A 15,236-nucleotide genomic window follows, 5' to 3' on the forward strand; every position below is an offset into this window, starting at 1 on the left:
GTAGGTCCCAAGGGTTGGGCTGTTCGCCCATTAAAGCGGTACGCGAGCTGGGTTCAGAACGTCGTGAGACAGTTCGGTCCCTATCTGTCGCGGGCGTAGGAAGTTTGAGGAGAGCTGTCCTTAGTACGAGAGGACCGGGATGGACGCACCGCTGGTGCACCAGTTGTCACGCCAGTGGCACAGCTGGGTAGCTATGTGCGGACGGGATAAGCGCTGAAAGCATCTAAGCGTGAAGCCCCCTCCAAGATGAGACTTCCCACAGCGCAAGCTGGTAAGACCCCTCATAGACGATGAGGTTGATAGGTTCGGTGTGGAAGCGCGGTAACGCGTGGAGCTGACGAATACTAATCGGTCGAGGACTTATCCACACACTCTTAGCAATCATGCATATCTAGTTTTGAAGGTGCATATAATCACGGAGAGTTACCCAAGAGGCCGAAGGGGACGGTTTGCTAAACCGTTAGTATGCGCAAGCGTAGCGAGGGTTCGAATCCCTCACTCTCCGCCATTTTTATTTTGGCGGCGTAGCTCAGCTGGTTAGAGCGTTCGGTTCATACCCGAAAGGTCGGGGGTTCGATTCCCTCCACCGCTACCAAACTTCATAAAAATTATGGCGGTCGTGGCGAAGGGGTTAACGCACCGGATTGTGGCTCCGGCATTCGTGGGTTCAAGTCCCATCGATCGCCCCATAATAACACGGGAGTATAGCCAAGTGGTAAGGCACGGGTCTGCAAAACCCTTATCCCCGGTTCAAATCCGGGTACTCCCTCCATTTTAGTCCCAGTAGCTCAGCAGGATAGAGCAACGGCCTTCTAAGCCGTCGGTCGGGAGTTCGAATCTCTCCTGGGACGCCACGCGTTTACAAAAGATAGCCTCCTTAGGACGTTGTGGCGTCCGCAGGAGGTTTTTTTCGTAGAAGATAGTGCGCCTTTCAAGAGGAAATCAGAAGCAAGTAGTCAGTCAAAGGACCTAGTTCAAAAAAAATAGTAAAAAAACTTTCATCTACGATTGGAAATATTTTGTCTAATTTGTCATAAATTATGTAAGAAAATCACAGAATATGGCTCCTTCACTACTCGGAAAATGTGACGAAACAATGATATTTTTGTAGAGAGGCACTTATATTCTTTTAAAATTTTTGCGACATGTAACTTTCTTTTTCGACAAACGTATCTACTAGAAGACAGAGCCAGAAAATGATAGCTTGATAGGAAGAATATGGGCTCTATCCAATTCGAAAACGATATTGACTTGCGGAAATTGATTGTGTATACTCAAACACGTACTTCGTGTCAACAGAAAAACACGTGTTAAATCAACGTTTATAGGCGGTCGTGGTGGAATTGGCAGACACACCATCTTGAGGGGGTGGCGGGGCGACCCGTGCGAGTTCGAGTCTCGCCGACCGCACCAATCCCGGAAACAATCAGGAAGAAATGGAAACGAGCGTTTGTGTTTTTCTAAATAAACGGAGCCTTTTTCGACAAGGGCTTTTTTTTCTGCCAACTGCGAAGCACTGTCGAATAGAAAGAGAAAAAGGTGGGAAAGGTGATAGCAGTGCCTTATTTTTTCCCACTTTTGGGTCATTGCTTATGAATCGTATTTGATGTAAACTGCCAATTGAGAGAAAAACAATAGAGAAATGTTGGAAAAACAACACTACCTAAATTCAGATCAGACCCAATCTGGTTTAGGTCGAGGAGAAGAACCCATGAGTGTAATTAGAGAGATCATTGAGGGATTATTCATCGGATTTACTTCTGCGGTGGGCGTAATCGGCACATACCAAACACTTGTTTCTTGTGCAGGCCTGTTCCGCAAAAAAGAGCAAGTAACAGCTGAGCCGCAAAAGACGTTTGCTGTGCTCGTGGCTGCTCACAATGAGAGCGCCGTAGTTGCTCCGCTTATTGAAAACCTGAAGAAGCTCGACTATCCACGTGAAATGTACGACATCTTCGTCATTTGCGACAACTGTACAGATAACACGGCAGAAATTAGTCGGGCGCATGGTGCAATTGCATGTGAGCGTTTTGACACATCCAAGCGTGGGAAAGGCTACGGCATCGAATGGATGCTGGAGAACCTCTGGGCAAGACCTAAGCAGTACGACGCTGTCGTCATGTTTGATGCTGACAACTTGGTTGAGAAAAACTTTCTGAAAGTAATGAATGACCGTCTTTGCAAAGGGGCGCGTGTGATTCAAGGTTACCTCGACTCCAAGAACCCGTTTGATTCCTGGATTACGCTGTCCTATGCGGTTACCTACTGGTTTACAAACCGTATGTGGCAGCTGGCTCGTCACAATTTGGGACTGCCGAACACTTTGGGCGGAACTGGCTTGTGCATTGAGAGCAACCTGCTCAAAGAAATGGGCTGGGGAGCAACCAGTCTCACGGAAGACCTGGAATTTGCAACACGTTGTATTGAACGCGGTATTTACCCGACTTGGGCTCATGATACCAAGGTCTGGGATGAAAAACCGATTGACTTAAAATCGTCTATGCGCCAGCGTTTGCGTTGGATGCAAGGGCACTACGATGTGGCAGGACGCTACATTCGATCTGTCTTGTTTAATGGTGTGAAGTCGAGAAAGCTGGGGATGCTTGACGCAGCCTTCTACCTCTTCCAACCGATGTACGTACTGATGGTGACAATGATGTCGGTATTGTTCCTGGCAAGATTTTTTGATATTGGTACGTTTTCAACGGTATCCACGATCTTGCCTACATGGCTGGTATACGGATCCACAGCCGTGTTCTACCTGTTGCCGATCTTGGCCCTCTATTTGGATAAAGTTCCGTGGAAGGGGTATTTCGGGCTCCTCTTGCTACCGTTCTTTTTCCTAACCTGGCTTCCGATTATGTTTTACGCGTTCTTTACGAAGAAAAACCAAGTGTGGAGTCATACCTCTCACACTCGTGCGATTCGTATCGAGGAGATCCAGCAATAGTAACGTAAACAAGCAAAAACCACAGGGGGAATATTCACCTGTGGTTTTCCTATTATCTTAAAGTAGCGAGACCGTTGCCGAATTTGGTATAATGACGTGATCAAGCAAGTAGCGTTCGCCAACGGGATTAAGGCACCAGCGCCAGACGTAGCGGTGCCCATAGGAGGAAAACAGCAATGAAGCTCGCGACAGATATTCACAACAACGACGTCCCATTGTTGTGGGGCGATAAACGATACCATACATGGAATTATCATTTAAGAGGGACTTTTCACGAAAAGATTTTCAAGGTTCCATTGGATGGCGGTTTTAGTTGCCCGAATCGGGATGGGAAAGTAGCGACAGGAGGCTGCACGTTTTGCAGCGCGAGAGGATCTGGAGATTTTGCTGGTGATCGCAGAATGGATCTGGAAAAACAGTTCCATGATGTGAAAAATCGCATGCACGAGAAGTGGCCACAAGCCAAGTATTTGGGCTTCTTCCAAGCGTACACAAATACGTATGCGCCTGTGGAGGAGCTGCGGGAGATGTACGAAGTCATCCTCCAACAAGAAGGCGTAGTCGGACTCTCCATTGCCACACGTCCTGACTGCCTTCCGGACGACGTCGTGGAGTATTTGGCTGAATTGAATGAGCGCACATATTTGTGGGTGGAGCTCGGTCTCCAAACAGTCCATGAGCACACAGCTCAGTTAATTAATCGAGCGCACGATTATCAATGCTACGTGGACGCTGTAGAGAGGCTGCGCAAGCACAACATCCGTGTATGCTCTCATATCATCTATGGATTGCCAGGAGAGAGCCACGAAGAGATGATGCAGACGGCAGATGCTGTGGCACATCTGGATGTGCAGGGAATCAAAATACACCTGTTGCATCTACTGCGCAAAACGCCGATGGTGAAGCAATATGAAGCAGGCCTCTTGGAATTCCTTTCGCAGGAAGAGTACACGAAGCTCGTTGTAGATACATTGGAAATTTTACCGCCAGAAATGATTGTCCATCGAATCACAGGGGACGGACCACCTGATCTCTTGATTGGACCGATGTGGAGCCGTAAAAAGTGGGAAGTTCTGAATGGCATTGACGCAGAACTGAAAGCGCGGAATAGCTGGCAAGGAAAGTTATTCGTACCACGTACGTAAAAGTCATAGCAACAAGCAGGGAGCCTTTTTAAGGGCTCCCTTTCTTTTTTAAAGATTGCGAATCAGATTTCTCGCACGCTTCGGGTAATTGGTGATCAGACCATCTACCCCACAGTCAATGGCTCGCTGGATTTGCCGACCAGTATTTACCGTCCAGCTCAAAACTTCAAAATGATGCTGCTTTGCTTGTTTGACCAAGTCTTCCGTCAATTGATCATAGGGGACGTGCAGTTGATCAGCACGATATCTGCTGGCTACTTCCCAAGGCTTGACGAGTGGTCCCACGTATAAAAGTCCTGTTGTTTGTCTGGCATCCAATTGCTTGATTCGTAAAAGGCTGTCGAAGTTAAATGTTGAAATGATGGTTCTCTCTGTTAGCTGATAACGTCTGATTTGTTCGATGATGAGCTCCTCTAAGTGAGGTTGATCGAGGAAGAAATTTTTCATCTCGATGATGAAGCGCAGTGGTGAGTCGACAAACGACTGAAATACTTCCTGAAGGGTTGGAATGTGTGCTTTTGGTAGTCGCATAGACGAGCCTTTATCTGCTCGAAGCTGACGCAGTTCACGCAATGTGTAATGGCGAACCAAACCGGAACCATTGGTCGTGCGCTCCAGGTTATGGTCATGAATGACAACCAGCTTATTGTCACTGCTGAGCTGAACGTCTAATTCGATCCCATTGGCTTTTCGTCGGACGGCTCCTTGAAACGATTCCATCGTATTTTCCGGAAACAGGCCGGAAGCGCCACGATGGGCATAGATAAGTGGGGGCACGAGGGCTTCCTCCCTTCTCGAGCGTGTCATTACCTTCTACTATGATATGTAAAGGGCCCCTCGATACGACCTGACATGAGAGGCATCTCCAGAAGTCTATCCGATTACGACGAGTACGATGACCAAAAGGACAAAGAGGACAAGGATCAGGGCAAAATTGTTATTGCAGCTCACAAAAAACACCCTCCTTCCCGCACATGAAGCACCTACTCTCATGGTATGAAGAACCGGTAAATATGACCCAACAGAATGCCCACCTTCTGTTTTTTTGTGCATGAGGAACGCTTTTTTATACAGATTGGCAGATGACGGTCTTACTCGTTTTGCTACAATGAGAGGAGGAGTATTGCAGGGGAGGATGAAGACCGTGATAAATGTTGTAGGCGCACAGGATGCTGGCGACCTGATCATTGATCGACAAAATCGCCGCGTAAAGCTGCACGTGTATGAACCATCACAAATCGAGCAGTGGGATCGGGTCATGAAGGAGCTGGCTGAAGAGTCAGAGGCAACAAAAGTGATTGTGTACGGGAAGAAACAAGATATTCCACGATGGCAATCTCTGGGGTACGAGCTAGAGGGAACCATTGATGGTTTTTTTCAAGGGGAAAACGCACAGATGCTCACCTGCTATCTGACAAAAGAGCGGGCTACCTCTGGTGCAGAAAAACTTGCCGAGGAAATCCTTACGTTGAGCCTGTCAAAAGCGGGGAGTACGATAGAGAAATCATTACCAGAGGGTTACAACCTGCGTGAAGCAACGGAGGCAGACACGAAGGAATTGGCGTGTTTGTATGGTCTGGTATTCGCGACGTATCCTACACCGATGAACGATCCTTCCTACATTCGCAAAACCATGCAGGAAGGTACCATCTACTATGTCGTTGAATTTGAAGGCAAGATTGCATGTGCTGCGTCAGCTGAGGTATCCGAACGATTTGGTTCTGCGGAAATGACGGATTGCGCGACCCATCCTGACCATGCAGGGAAAGGCCTCCTCCAACCACTGTTTATCGCGCTGGAACAGAGGATGGAGGAGACGGGGATTTACTTTTTGTACACCTTGACCCGGGCACAATCAGCAGGAATGAATGTGACGGCTGCCAAGATGGGTTATGCATACCGAGGACGGTTGATTAACAATTGTACGATCTTTTCAGGCTATGAAGACATGAATATATGGGTAAAGCCACTTCGCCCGACGAGGGATTAACAGGCTACCTGTTTGTAGGATACAACTGCTGTTGCAGACGACGGGCCATCAAGGCCAATTGAAGCTGCCAGCGTTGATGAGCATCCTCCAGGCGGTAGCCTGTTTTTTCTTCAATCTGGGTCAACCGGTACTTGAGCGTATGTCGATGGATATACAAGGCTTGCGAGGTCTGTAGCCCGTTTCCATTCTGAGCCAAATAAACCTCAAGGGTTTCGAGAAGCTGTTGATTGTATTTCGTATCATAGCGGATTAATGGTTCCAGCAATGGGTTCCACAGACGGAGCAAGCTTTCTTTTTCACGATGGTACGGAAACAAAAACTGATAGCCCTGCATATCCCGGTATCGCAAAATTTGCGGGGATTGGGCTAACAGCGGGTACGCTTGTAGAGCAAACATCGCTTCTTCGGAGGAACTGACGACGTTTGGTAATTGCTCGCAGGGATTGCTCAAGGCGATCTGTAGGGCAAGTTCAGGGTGCAGCCCTCTCCAGCGGGAAGTGAGCTGTTCTAGCAGGCGTAGGCTTGTCTGATCATCAGGCAAAATAAACAAGAGGCAATGCGGTCGCTCGCGCAGCAAATAAGAGCGCTGATGACGGTCGCTAAGCCTCCGCATCAATGTAATGACACTTTGATGCATGTCTCCGAGCATCGTCTGATCAGCTACCTCTACACGAACAGCGACACAGAGATGATGACCAGCAAGCGGGTACCCCAGCATGCGACAACGGCTCTCCAGCTCCGTATGGGTCATCTGCTGCCCATTCAGCAACTCCTCCACAAAATCCCCTTTTAACCGCCATTCCGTTGCGGCTACCGCCTTTTCCTTTACATATTCGAGTGCACATAAGGTAGAGGCATGCTGTAGAGCGACGTCATCGAGCTCTTTCCAGGCGTGCTCGGGCTTCGTTAAGGTCAACGTGCCAAAATGCTCGCGATTGGCACGAATTGGTACACGATGCGCGATTTCCTGAGACTGATCATGCGGAAGTGCTTCCGAACTGCCATGCTGTGTGACTTCAAAGCCTAATGCATCGACGAGCGACACGACGCCTCCCGTAAGTGCTGCGAGCTCGCCAGCGATGGCGGGAAGGCCTCCCTTGGACAGGGCAGCATCAATCATTCGATTATGAATCGCCGAGGAATAGGCCAGCGTTTCAAATTGCCGATTCATGATCGGCTGCAAAATGGCTTTGGTTATGGTTGAAAAGTTGATCTCCGTAGGAATTTCAATCAAGGGAAGTTGATAGTGATCCGCCAAGGTCAAAAACGTCTCGGGAATTTCCCGTAAATAAAAGCCCGTATGAATCGCAACGCCACTCAGCTTTTGCTTCGCCAACGAAGGAATAAAAGAAGCGAGCTTTTCTGTATGCTCAGCCAGCCCAAAGCCGGTAGTAATCAAAAATTCGCCTTCTTGCAGGCGACTCGTATCCTCCAGCACCTCGACAATTGTTACCCAACGAATTGGATTGTCGAGTCCGCCTGCTCCTGCGATCAGCCTGGTGTGAACCATATCCGGCAGTTGTAGTGCTTCTCTTATCGTGATGGTCATCAGGCATCTCCTCCAAAAGCTCTCGGTAAAGGTTCTCTTATACAAAATGTACAAAAGATTTTGTCTCTTTTCCATGTTTTTTTGCCAGCACGTAGGATGGCTCTTACGTGCTGGTCAGCTAGGATAGAGGTAAAGAATAAGCGAGGTGGCGACGAAAATGACGAAAAGCTATGTAATCAAGCCTGAATTGGGCAAAGAGTATCCGATTATTTCTCACGGAAAAGGCATCTATCTTTACGATAAAGAGGGGAATCGTTACATCGATGGTTCCAGTGGAGCGGTGACGGCAAGCATTGGTCACGGTGTAGAAGAAGTGGCTGAGGCGATGTATGCGCAAGCCAAGGAAGTTTCCTTTGTGTACCGCTCGCATTTCAGCAGCGATGCTGTGGAGAAGCTGGCTACAAAGCTGGCAGAGTGGGCACCAGGCTCTCTAAACTGGACGTTTTTTGTCAGCAGCGGTTCGGAAGCTACGGAGACAGCACAAAAAATTGCGATTCAATACTGGCAGGAAAAAGGAAGACCAACGAAAAATCGGATTATCTCCCGCTGGATGAGCTATCACGGGATTACAATGGGCGCACTTTCGATGTCTGGACACGTCTTGCGCCGAAAGCGTTTCACCCCGTTATTGGCTGACTATCCGGCGATCACAGGACCATATCCGTATCGCAAACCGGAAGACATGTCCCTCGAATCGTATGCGCTTGCGTGTGCAAACGAGCTGGAGACCGCAATTTTGCGCGTAGGACCTGAGCAGGTAGCGGCATTCATCGCAGAGCCTGTCATCGGGGCTTCTGGGGGAGCGGTCGTGCCGCCAGACGGTTACTTCCAACGTATTCGCGAGATTTGTGATAAGTATGAGGTTTTGTTTATCGCAGACGAAGTAATGACAGGAGTAGGGCGCACGGGGAAAGCGTTTGGGGTCGACCATTGGGGCGTCGTACCTGACTTGATGACATTGGGCAAAGGCATGAGTGCCGGTTACACGCCTATGGCTGCTACGATTGTCTCGGACGAAATCATTGAGACGATTACAAAAGGCAGCGGCTCGATTATGGCAGGACATACGTATAGTGCTAACCCACAATCTGCTGCTGTTTCTCTGGCTGTCCTCGACTATGTAGAGAAGCATCAGCTCGTCGAAAAAGCGGCAGAACAAGGTGCCTATTTGCTTGCCCGCCTAAAAGAACTGGCCGACGAGCTCCCGTTGATCGGAGATGCACGTGGTCTTGGTATGCTGTGCGCGCTGGAATTTGTGAAAAACAACCAGACAAAAGAACCGTTTGCGCTTTCTCAAGGAGTAGGCGGGAAGGTCATTCAAAAAGCATTTGAAAAAGGCCTGCTTATTTATCCGGCAATGGGGGGGATCGAAGGAGTGGCAGGAGACGCTGTCATCATCTCACCTCCACTGACCATTACTACGGAGCAAATCGATGAACTGATATCTCTGCTGAAAGAAGCGGTGACAGCTGTTCAGCAAGAGCTCCAAGACAAAGCACTGATCGGATAGAGAAGGAGGAACGAGGATGACAAACCGATTTGAAAAGGTCGTCTCCCTGTCCGAAGCGCTCACCCATTTTCGCGATGGGATGACGCTGTTGGCAGGGGGATTCGGTGGGGTAGGCAATCCGCCTACATTGATTCAGGGAATTTTGGATAAGGGCGTGCGTAATCTGACGCTGATCAGTAACGATACTGCTTTTCCACATATCGGAATAGGCAAGCTGGTGACCGAAAAGCGCGTCAAAAAAGTGATAGCTTCCCACATTGGCTCAAATCCGAACGCAGGGGCCCAAATGACGGCTGGAGAGCTGGAGGTAGAGTTCTGCCCGCAGGGGATACTTGCAGAGCGTGTACGGGCAGGTGGAGTCGGTCTGGGAGGCATTCTCTCGGATGTCGGTATCGGGACGATCGCGGAAAAAGGGAAGCAGAAGGTCGTTCTGGATGGAAAGGAATACTTGTTGGAGACACCGCTCACTGCCGAAGTGGCTATCGTACATGCGAAAAAAGCGGATCGCTTTGGCAATTTGGTGTTTGATACGAGTGCACGCAATTTCAATCCGTTAGTGGCGATGGCGGGCGACATTACCATCGTGGAAGCGGATGAGATAGTAGAGGTAGGCATGATCGACCCGGAAGAAATCGTCACCCCGGGCGTTTTCGTGAACGTAATCGTCCAAAGTGAAGGGGTGAATTGGCAATGGGCATGGGAGAAGTAAAAGAAACCGAGAGCTATCGTGAACGTATTGCCCGCCGCGCAGCATTGGAAGTGGAAGACGGCATGATTATTAACTTGGGAATCGGCATTCCAACGTTAGTAGCGGATTTTATCCCAGTTGAGAAACGAGTCATGTTTCACGCGGAGAACGGCATCCTCGGTACAGGACCAAGCCCTGCGAAAGGCGAGGAGAACGCCATGCTATGCAATGCGGGCGGTTTTCCTGTCACGCTTGCCACAGGGGCATCCTTTTTTGACAGTGCGACTGCTTTTGCCATCATCCGACGTGGACTATTGGATATGACGATTTTAGGAGTCCTGGAAGTAAGCCAAAATGGTGACATTGCCAACTGGATCGTTCCAGGCAAACGTGTCCCTGGCATGGGTGGAGCGATGGAGCTGGCACAAAAGGCCAAGAAGGTCATGGTTGTGACCACGCATCTGGATAAAAACGGACGTTCGAAAATCGTTCGGGAATGCTCACTGCCGTTAACCGCGACAAAGGCTGCGGATTTGATCATCACGGACATGGCTGTAATGGAGGTCATGCCAGATGGTTTGTACCTGCGAGAAGTCATGTATCCATACAGTGTCGCAGACGTGATTGGAGCAACGGAAGCCGAACTCAAGATGGACGGAGAGGTTGGCGTTTTCCGCTAAGCAAAGACAAATCCATGGAACGGGGGAAAAACATGGCAAACTGGCAGGTGCTTATACGGGAGCAGTTGGAAAAAGAACGCGAGGCCGCTGTTCAACTGCTACAGCAATGGGTAAAAAGCCCGAGTGTACAAGGAGAAGAGCAATCCATTCAACAAAGCATTGCAGAGCTTTTGGAGCAGATGGGGCTGGCCGTTGACTTATGGGTCATGGAAGGCGATGAGCTGGTGTCACATCCGTATTTTGTCTCCCCGCGTACGACGTTTGAAAGCAGCCCGAATGTCGTCGGTGTGTGGAAGGGACAAGGAGAGGGCCGGTCCATCATTCTAAACGGACACGTGGATGTAGTACCCGCGGGTGATTTGGCACAGTGGAGCGATGATCCGTTTAGCGGGAAGGTTGAGGATGGCAAGCTTTACGGGCGCGGAGCAACCGACATGAAGGGTGGAAACTTATCTTCCCTGTTGGCGATCCAGGTTCTACAGAAGTTGGGTGTGCAACTGAAAGGCGACGTCATTTTTCAAAGCGTGGTAGAAGAAGAAAGCGGTGGTGCAGGCACATTGGCGACGATCATTCGCGGTTACAAGGCGGATGCTGCCCTGATTCCAGAGCCGACCAATATGAAAATTTTCCCGAAGCAGCAAGGCTCCATGTGGTTCAGATTGACCGTCAAAGGCCGTTCTGCTCACGGAGGGACCCGCTACGAGGGAGTCAGTGCCATCGAAAAGAGCATGCTCGTCGTTCAAGCAATTGGTCAACTGGAAAAAGAGCGTAACGATCGACTCGACGATCCGCTCTATGCCAAGCTGCCCATTCCTATCCCGATTAATCTGGGGGTGATTGAGGGAGGCAAGTGGCCTTCGTCTGTAGCTGATCTCGTCAAGCTGGAAGGAAGGATGGGGGTTGCCCCAGGAGAACAGATGGATGATGCCAAAGCGGAAATGGCGGCAGCACTCAAAAAGCTGGCAGAGGTCGATCCGTGGTTTGCAGAGCAGCCTGTTGAGCTGGAGTGGTTCGGAGCTCGTTGGGTTCCCGGAGCAGTGGAGCTCGATCATCCGTTGATGGATATTTTGCAAGCGCAGTTTGAAGCTGTGACAGGAGATCGTGCCATTGTGGAAGCATCGCCTTGGGGAACAGACGGTGGGTTGTTGACCGCTTTGGCCAATACGCCAGCGATTGTTGTTGGACCTGGCGTCACACAGGTTGCACACTATCCGAATGAATACATCGTATTGGATGAGGTGTTCCGTTGTGCGGAGATCTTTGCGCTGACGTTACTAGAATGGTGCGGTGTAGCTGAAAGTGTGAAAGAGTAGAGATATCCAAATATTTCAAATTCAAGACAGGAAGGCACGTGTATGAGGGAGAATGATTGCAAGGTGAACGCCAATCAATGAGAGTGGGGATATGCCGATGAAAAAAACGTGCTTTATCGGGGGAGAATGGGTGCCAGCTACTGTTCATGCACCCCTACTCTCTCCATGTACGGGTCAAGAGATTGCACAAATTTCGCAAGCAGACTCATCATTGGTTGAAAAAGCAATTGCCGCGGCCCACGAAGCGACTGCCGTCATGCGGCGCCTTTCTGCCTATCATCGTGCCTTCCTGCTTGAAAGAATCTCGATTTTGATGAATGAACGCTTGGAGGAAGCGGCGCGGATCATCGCAATAGAAGCGGGGAAGCCAATCAAAACAGCCCGTGGTGAAGTGATTCGAACCATTCAGACGTATAAGTTTGCGGCAGAGGAAGCCAAACGCCTCCACGGCGAAACCGTGCCACTCGATGCAGCGATCGGGGGAGAGGGACGCTTGGCTTATACCGTGCGTGAACCATTAGGCGTCATCGGGGCCATTACACCCTTTCCTTTTCCGATGAATCTCGTCGCCCATAAGGTAGGCCCTGCTCTCGCTGCTGGTAATACCGTTGTTCTCAAGCCAGCATCGCAGACACCGCTTAGCGCATTGTTTCTGGCAGAGCTCGCAGAGCGAGCAGGTGTGCCTGCTGGCGCACTATATGTGATCACGGGTAGTGGGTCGAGCGTTGGCGATCAAATCGTGTCTGATCCGAGAGTCAGGGCGGTGACCTTTACAGGGAGTCCAAGTGTTGGGCTGGATATACGCAATCGAGCGGGTATGAAAAGAGTCACGCTCGAGCTGGGATCGAATTCGGCAGTGATCGTTGATCGCGATGTGCAGCTGAATGAAGTGATTCCTCGATGCGTTTTTGGCGCCTTCGCCTACTCTGGGCAGGTATGTATCTCCGTGCAAAGAATTTATGTGGTCAAAGAAATCTATCAAGATTTCGTCCAACGTTTTGTTGAACAAACACGAGCACTACGCGGTGGTGATTCGCTTTCTGAGGACGCTGACTATTCCGCTATGATCAATCCCCGGGAAACAGAACGTGCGATGGAGTGGATTCATGAAGCTCTCCTACAAGGGGCGCGTTTGGAGTGTGGGGGACAGATCGTGGATCGGATGCTCCAGCCTACGGTGTTGACGGGTGTTCCGGAAGATGCAAAAGTATCTAGTCAGGAAGTACTCGGCCCGGTCGTTCTCATAAATCCAGTGGAGTCGGTCCGGCATGGCATTACGTTGGTCAACGATTCCCGCTTTGGATTACAGGCCGGTGTCTATACCAACAATCTGTCGTTGGCTTTGGAAGCGGCAGAAGAGCTGCGCGTTGGCGGGGTGATGGTAAATGATATTCCGACATTTCGCGTCGACCATATGCCCTACGGTGGCGTAAAGGAGAGCGGACTTGGTCGGGAAGGGGTCAAATACGCGATAGAAGAAATGACGGAATTGAAACTCGTTGCCATCAAGCGATAAAAGAAATGAGGAAAGAGCTCTTGCAAATCATAGTAGAGCTGTGATATAGTTTATATTGTTGAAATACGGAGGGATACCGAAGTGGTCATAACGGGGCGGTCTTGAAAACCGTTAGAGTGCAAGCTCACGCGGGTTCGAATCCTGCTCCCTCCGCCATAAATACAAATGAACCGACTCCAGTTGAGAAGCTGGGGTCTTTTTTATGGTCGAGAGCTTTGAGAGGTGGTTGTCGGTTCTTTTTTGTAAAAATATCAGAAAATAAAGAAAACTATTATATAATGGAGAGGAGACTATAAGTGATGGGGGAATTTGCATGCTTGAAGCGCAAAAGGTTCGTAGAAATGCACTTGGCGATATTTTGCGAAGAAGTCGTGGACGAAATCCTGATAAGCCTGCCCTATACTTTGAGGAAGAAGTATTGACCTACACGCAGCTTGATCAGCTTGCAAACAAGACGGCTCATTCGCTTCTTTCAAAAGGCTTGCAAAAAGGGGAGCGGGTAGCAGTATTGTCACGCAACTCGATGGATTTTGCGATTCTGAACTTTGGGATAGCAAAAGCAGGGGCCATCATGGTGCCGATCAACTTCATGTTGAATAAAGAAGATGTCGCCTATATTTTCGGTCATGCGGAAGTGAGTGCGTGCTTCGCAGCTCCCGAATTCATGCAGCTCGCCCAAGACGGACTCCTATTAGCTGGAATTTCCCCCAAGCTGCTTTCGCTCATGTCCAAACCAGCAGAACAAGCAGGGGAATGGTTGCCTTTTCGCACGATGATTGAACCGGCAGACGATCACGAGCCTGAAGTAGACATAGTGGACGAAGATGTTGTGCAGATTTTGTATACCAGCGGAACGGAATCAAAGCCAAAGGGCGTTATGCTCACTCATAAAAGCATTATCTCCGAATATGTCAGCACGATTATCGAAGGCGGGATGACGCAGGATGATGTGGCTGTTCACGCACTTCCCTTGTTCCATAGTGCACAGCTTCACTGCTTTTTGGGACCGTACGTGTATCTAGGTGGAAGTGGGATTATTTTGGAACAGGCAACCCCTACGTTGATGCTACAGACAGTAGAGGCGTATAAGGCCACTCAGTTGTTTTGTCCGCCAACCGTGTGGATTGCTTTACTGCGGTCTCCCGATTTTGCCGCGCGTAATTTGAGTTCTTTGCAAAAGTGCTACTACGGTGCAGCAATTATGCCAGTAGAAGTATTAAAAGAGCTCGATAAACGTCTCCCAAACGCTCAGTTTTACAATTTTTACGGACAGACGGAAGTGGCGCCATTAGCAACTGTTTTACAACCGAAGGATCAGATGAGAAAAGCAGGCTCTGCAGGCAAGCCAGCATTAAATGTGGAAACGAAAATCGTCGATGATGACGGGAAAGAAGTCCCTCGTGGTAGTGTTGGTGAAATTGTTCACAGGACCAGCCATGCGATGCTAGGGTATTTCCGAGATGAGGAAAAGACACAGGCTGCCTTCCAAGGAGGGTGGTTTCACAGCGGGGATTTAGGCATCATGGATGACGAAGGCTATATCACGGTCGTTGACCGGAAAAAAGATATGATTAAATCGGGGGGAGAGAACGTAGCAAGCAGGGAGGTTGAGGAGCTTATTTATCAACATCCGAAAGTGTCAGAGGTCGCTGTGATCGGAGTTCCCCATCCGTTCTGGATCGAAGCAGTGACGGCTGTTGTTGTCCCAAAAGCGGGTGAGTTACTGACTGCTGACGAGATGCTTGCTTTTTGCAAAGACCGCCTTTCCTCCTTCAAAGCACCCAAATATGTAGTGATTGCTGACAATCTTCCTCGAAACCCCAGCGGCAAAATCTTGAAAAGAGAGTTGCGCCTCCGATACGAAACACTGACGACTTAGCCATTCACAAGGTCTT

At 49.5% G+C, this 15,236-nt stretch carries 12 protein-coding genes, 7 tRNA genes and 1 rRNA gene (1 of these 20 running past the window's edge); 17 read left to right on the top strand and 3 right to left on the bottom strand.

All coding sequences use genetic code 11. The annotated features are described in order from the left end of the window. From ACUUHJ_RS11470 to mnmL, 9 genes are all read left to right on the top strand, one after another. Positions 1-368, top strand: a 23S ribosomal RNA gene (locus ACUUHJ_RS11470); it begins 2,561 nt to the left of the window's first position. 49 nt (positions 369-417) lie between these two features. After that, positions 418-508, top strand: a tRNA-Ser gene (locus ACUUHJ_RS11475). Between the two features lie 10 nt (positions 509-518). After that, positions 519-595: transfer RNA gene (locus ACUUHJ_RS11480), tRNA-Met, on the top strand. Positions 596-613: 18 nt separating this feature from the next. Then, a tRNA-His gene (locus ACUUHJ_RS11485) sits at positions 614-689 on the top strand. Between the two features lie 9 nt (positions 690-698). After that, positions 699-772 (top strand) — tRNA-Cys (locus ACUUHJ_RS11490). 5 nt (positions 773-777) lie between these two features. After that, positions 778-854, top strand: a tRNA-Arg gene (locus ACUUHJ_RS11495). A 474-nt stretch (positions 855-1,328) separates the two neighbouring features. Beyond that, positions 1,329-1,413, top strand: a tRNA-Leu gene (locus tag ACUUHJ_RS11500). Between the two features lie 298 nt (positions 1,414-1,711). Next, complete coding sequence (locus ACUUHJ_RS11505) at positions 1,712-2,950, top strand: glycosyltransferase family 2 protein (protein WP_472298928.1); 1,239 nt, start codon at positions 1,712-1,714, stop codon at positions 2,948-2,950. A 176-nt stretch (positions 2,951-3,126) separates the two neighbouring features. Then, positions 3,127-4,095: a tRNA modification radical SAM protein MnmL/YtqA gene (gene mnmL / locus ACUUHJ_RS11510; RefSeq protein WP_012685794.1), complete on the top strand. Its 969-nt coding sequence runs from the start codon at positions 3,127-3,129 to the stop codon at positions 4,093-4,095. 48 nt (positions 4,096-4,143) lie between these two features. On the opposite strand, the gene ACUUHJ_RS11515 is transcribed toward mnmL, so the two are convergent. After that, positions 4,144-4,872 carry a glycerophosphodiester phosphodiesterase gene (locus ACUUHJ_RS11515; RefSeq protein ID WP_472298929.1) on the bottom strand — a complete coding sequence of 243 codons (729 nt, stop codon included), beginning with the start codon at positions 4,870-4,872 and terminating at the stop codon, positions 4,144-4,146. A 96-nt stretch (positions 4,873-4,968) separates the two neighbouring features. Then, positions 4,969-5,283, bottom strand: coding sequence for a sporulation protein YjcZ (yjcZ, locus tag ACUUHJ_RS11520; protein ID WP_372677435.1), 315 nt, complete (start codon positions 5,281-5,283; stop codon positions 4,969-4,971). On the opposite strand from yjcZ, the gene ablB reads away from it, so the two are divergent. Continuing rightward, on the top strand, positions 5,231-6,085 hold the full coding sequence (gene ablB / locus ACUUHJ_RS11525; protein ID WP_472298930.1) for a putative beta-lysine N-acetyltransferase: 855 nt from the start codon (positions 5,231-5,233) through the stop codon (positions 6,083-6,085). The two genes, yjcZ and ablB, sit on opposite strands and share 53 nt — an antisense overlap. A gap of 4 nt (positions 6,086-6,089) precedes the next feature. Here the strand turns inward: ablB and ACUUHJ_RS11530 are convergent, their stop codons facing one another. After that, on the bottom strand, positions 6,090-7,634 hold the full coding sequence (locus ACUUHJ_RS11530; protein ID WP_472298931.1) for a PucR family transcriptional regulator: 1,545 nt from the start codon (positions 7,632-7,634) through the stop codon (positions 6,090-6,092). A 157-nt stretch (positions 7,635-7,791) separates the two neighbouring features. On the opposite strand from ACUUHJ_RS11530, the gene ACUUHJ_RS11535 reads away from it, so the two are divergent. The 7 genes from ACUUHJ_RS11535 to ACUUHJ_RS11565 all read left to right on the top strand — a co-directional run bounded on the left by ACUUHJ_RS11535 (position 7,792) and on the right by ACUUHJ_RS11565 (position 15,220). After that, complete coding sequence (locus ACUUHJ_RS11535; protein WP_289677364.1) at positions 7,792-9,144, top strand: aspartate aminotransferase family protein; 1,353 nt, start codon at positions 7,792-7,794, stop codon at positions 9,142-9,144. Between the two features lie 16 nt (positions 9,145-9,160). Further along, complete coding sequence (locus tag ACUUHJ_RS11540) at positions 9,161-9,853, top strand: 3-oxoacid CoA-transferase subunit A (RefSeq protein ID WP_289677365.1); 693 nt, start codon at positions 9,161-9,163, stop codon at positions 9,851-9,853. Next, positions 9,835-10,512: a 3-oxoacid CoA-transferase subunit B gene (locus ACUUHJ_RS11545; protein ID WP_289677366.1), complete on the top strand. Its 678-nt coding sequence runs from the start codon at positions 9,835-9,837 to the stop codon at positions 10,510-10,512. The genes ACUUHJ_RS11540 and ACUUHJ_RS11545 overlap by 19 nt, the downstream gene beginning before the upstream one ends. Positions 10,513-10,544: 32 nt before the next feature. After that, the gene (locus tag ACUUHJ_RS11550; protein ID WP_289677368.1) at positions 10,545-11,825 is read left to right on the top strand and encodes a peptidase; all 1,281 of its coding nucleotides are present in this window, start codon (positions 10,545-10,547) and stop codon (positions 11,823-11,825) included. 97 nt (positions 11,826-11,922) lie between these two features. Further along, on the top strand, positions 11,923-13,341 hold the full coding sequence (locus ACUUHJ_RS11555; RefSeq protein WP_472298932.1) for an aldehyde dehydrogenase family protein: 1,419 nt from the start codon (positions 11,923-11,925) through the stop codon (positions 13,339-13,341). Between the two features lie 67 nt (positions 13,342-13,408). Further along, positions 13,409-13,497: transfer RNA gene (locus ACUUHJ_RS11560), tRNA-Ser, on the top strand. A 157-nt stretch (positions 13,498-13,654) separates the two neighbouring features. After that, a complete protein-coding gene (locus ACUUHJ_RS11565) occupies positions 13,655-15,220 on the top strand; it encodes an acyl-CoA synthetase (protein ID WP_472298933.1) in 1,566 nt (521 codons plus the stop codon). The last annotated feature ends 16 nt before the right edge of the window (positions 15,221-15,236 follow it).

The sequence above is a fragment of the Brevibacillus schisleri genome, assembly GCF_055685845.1.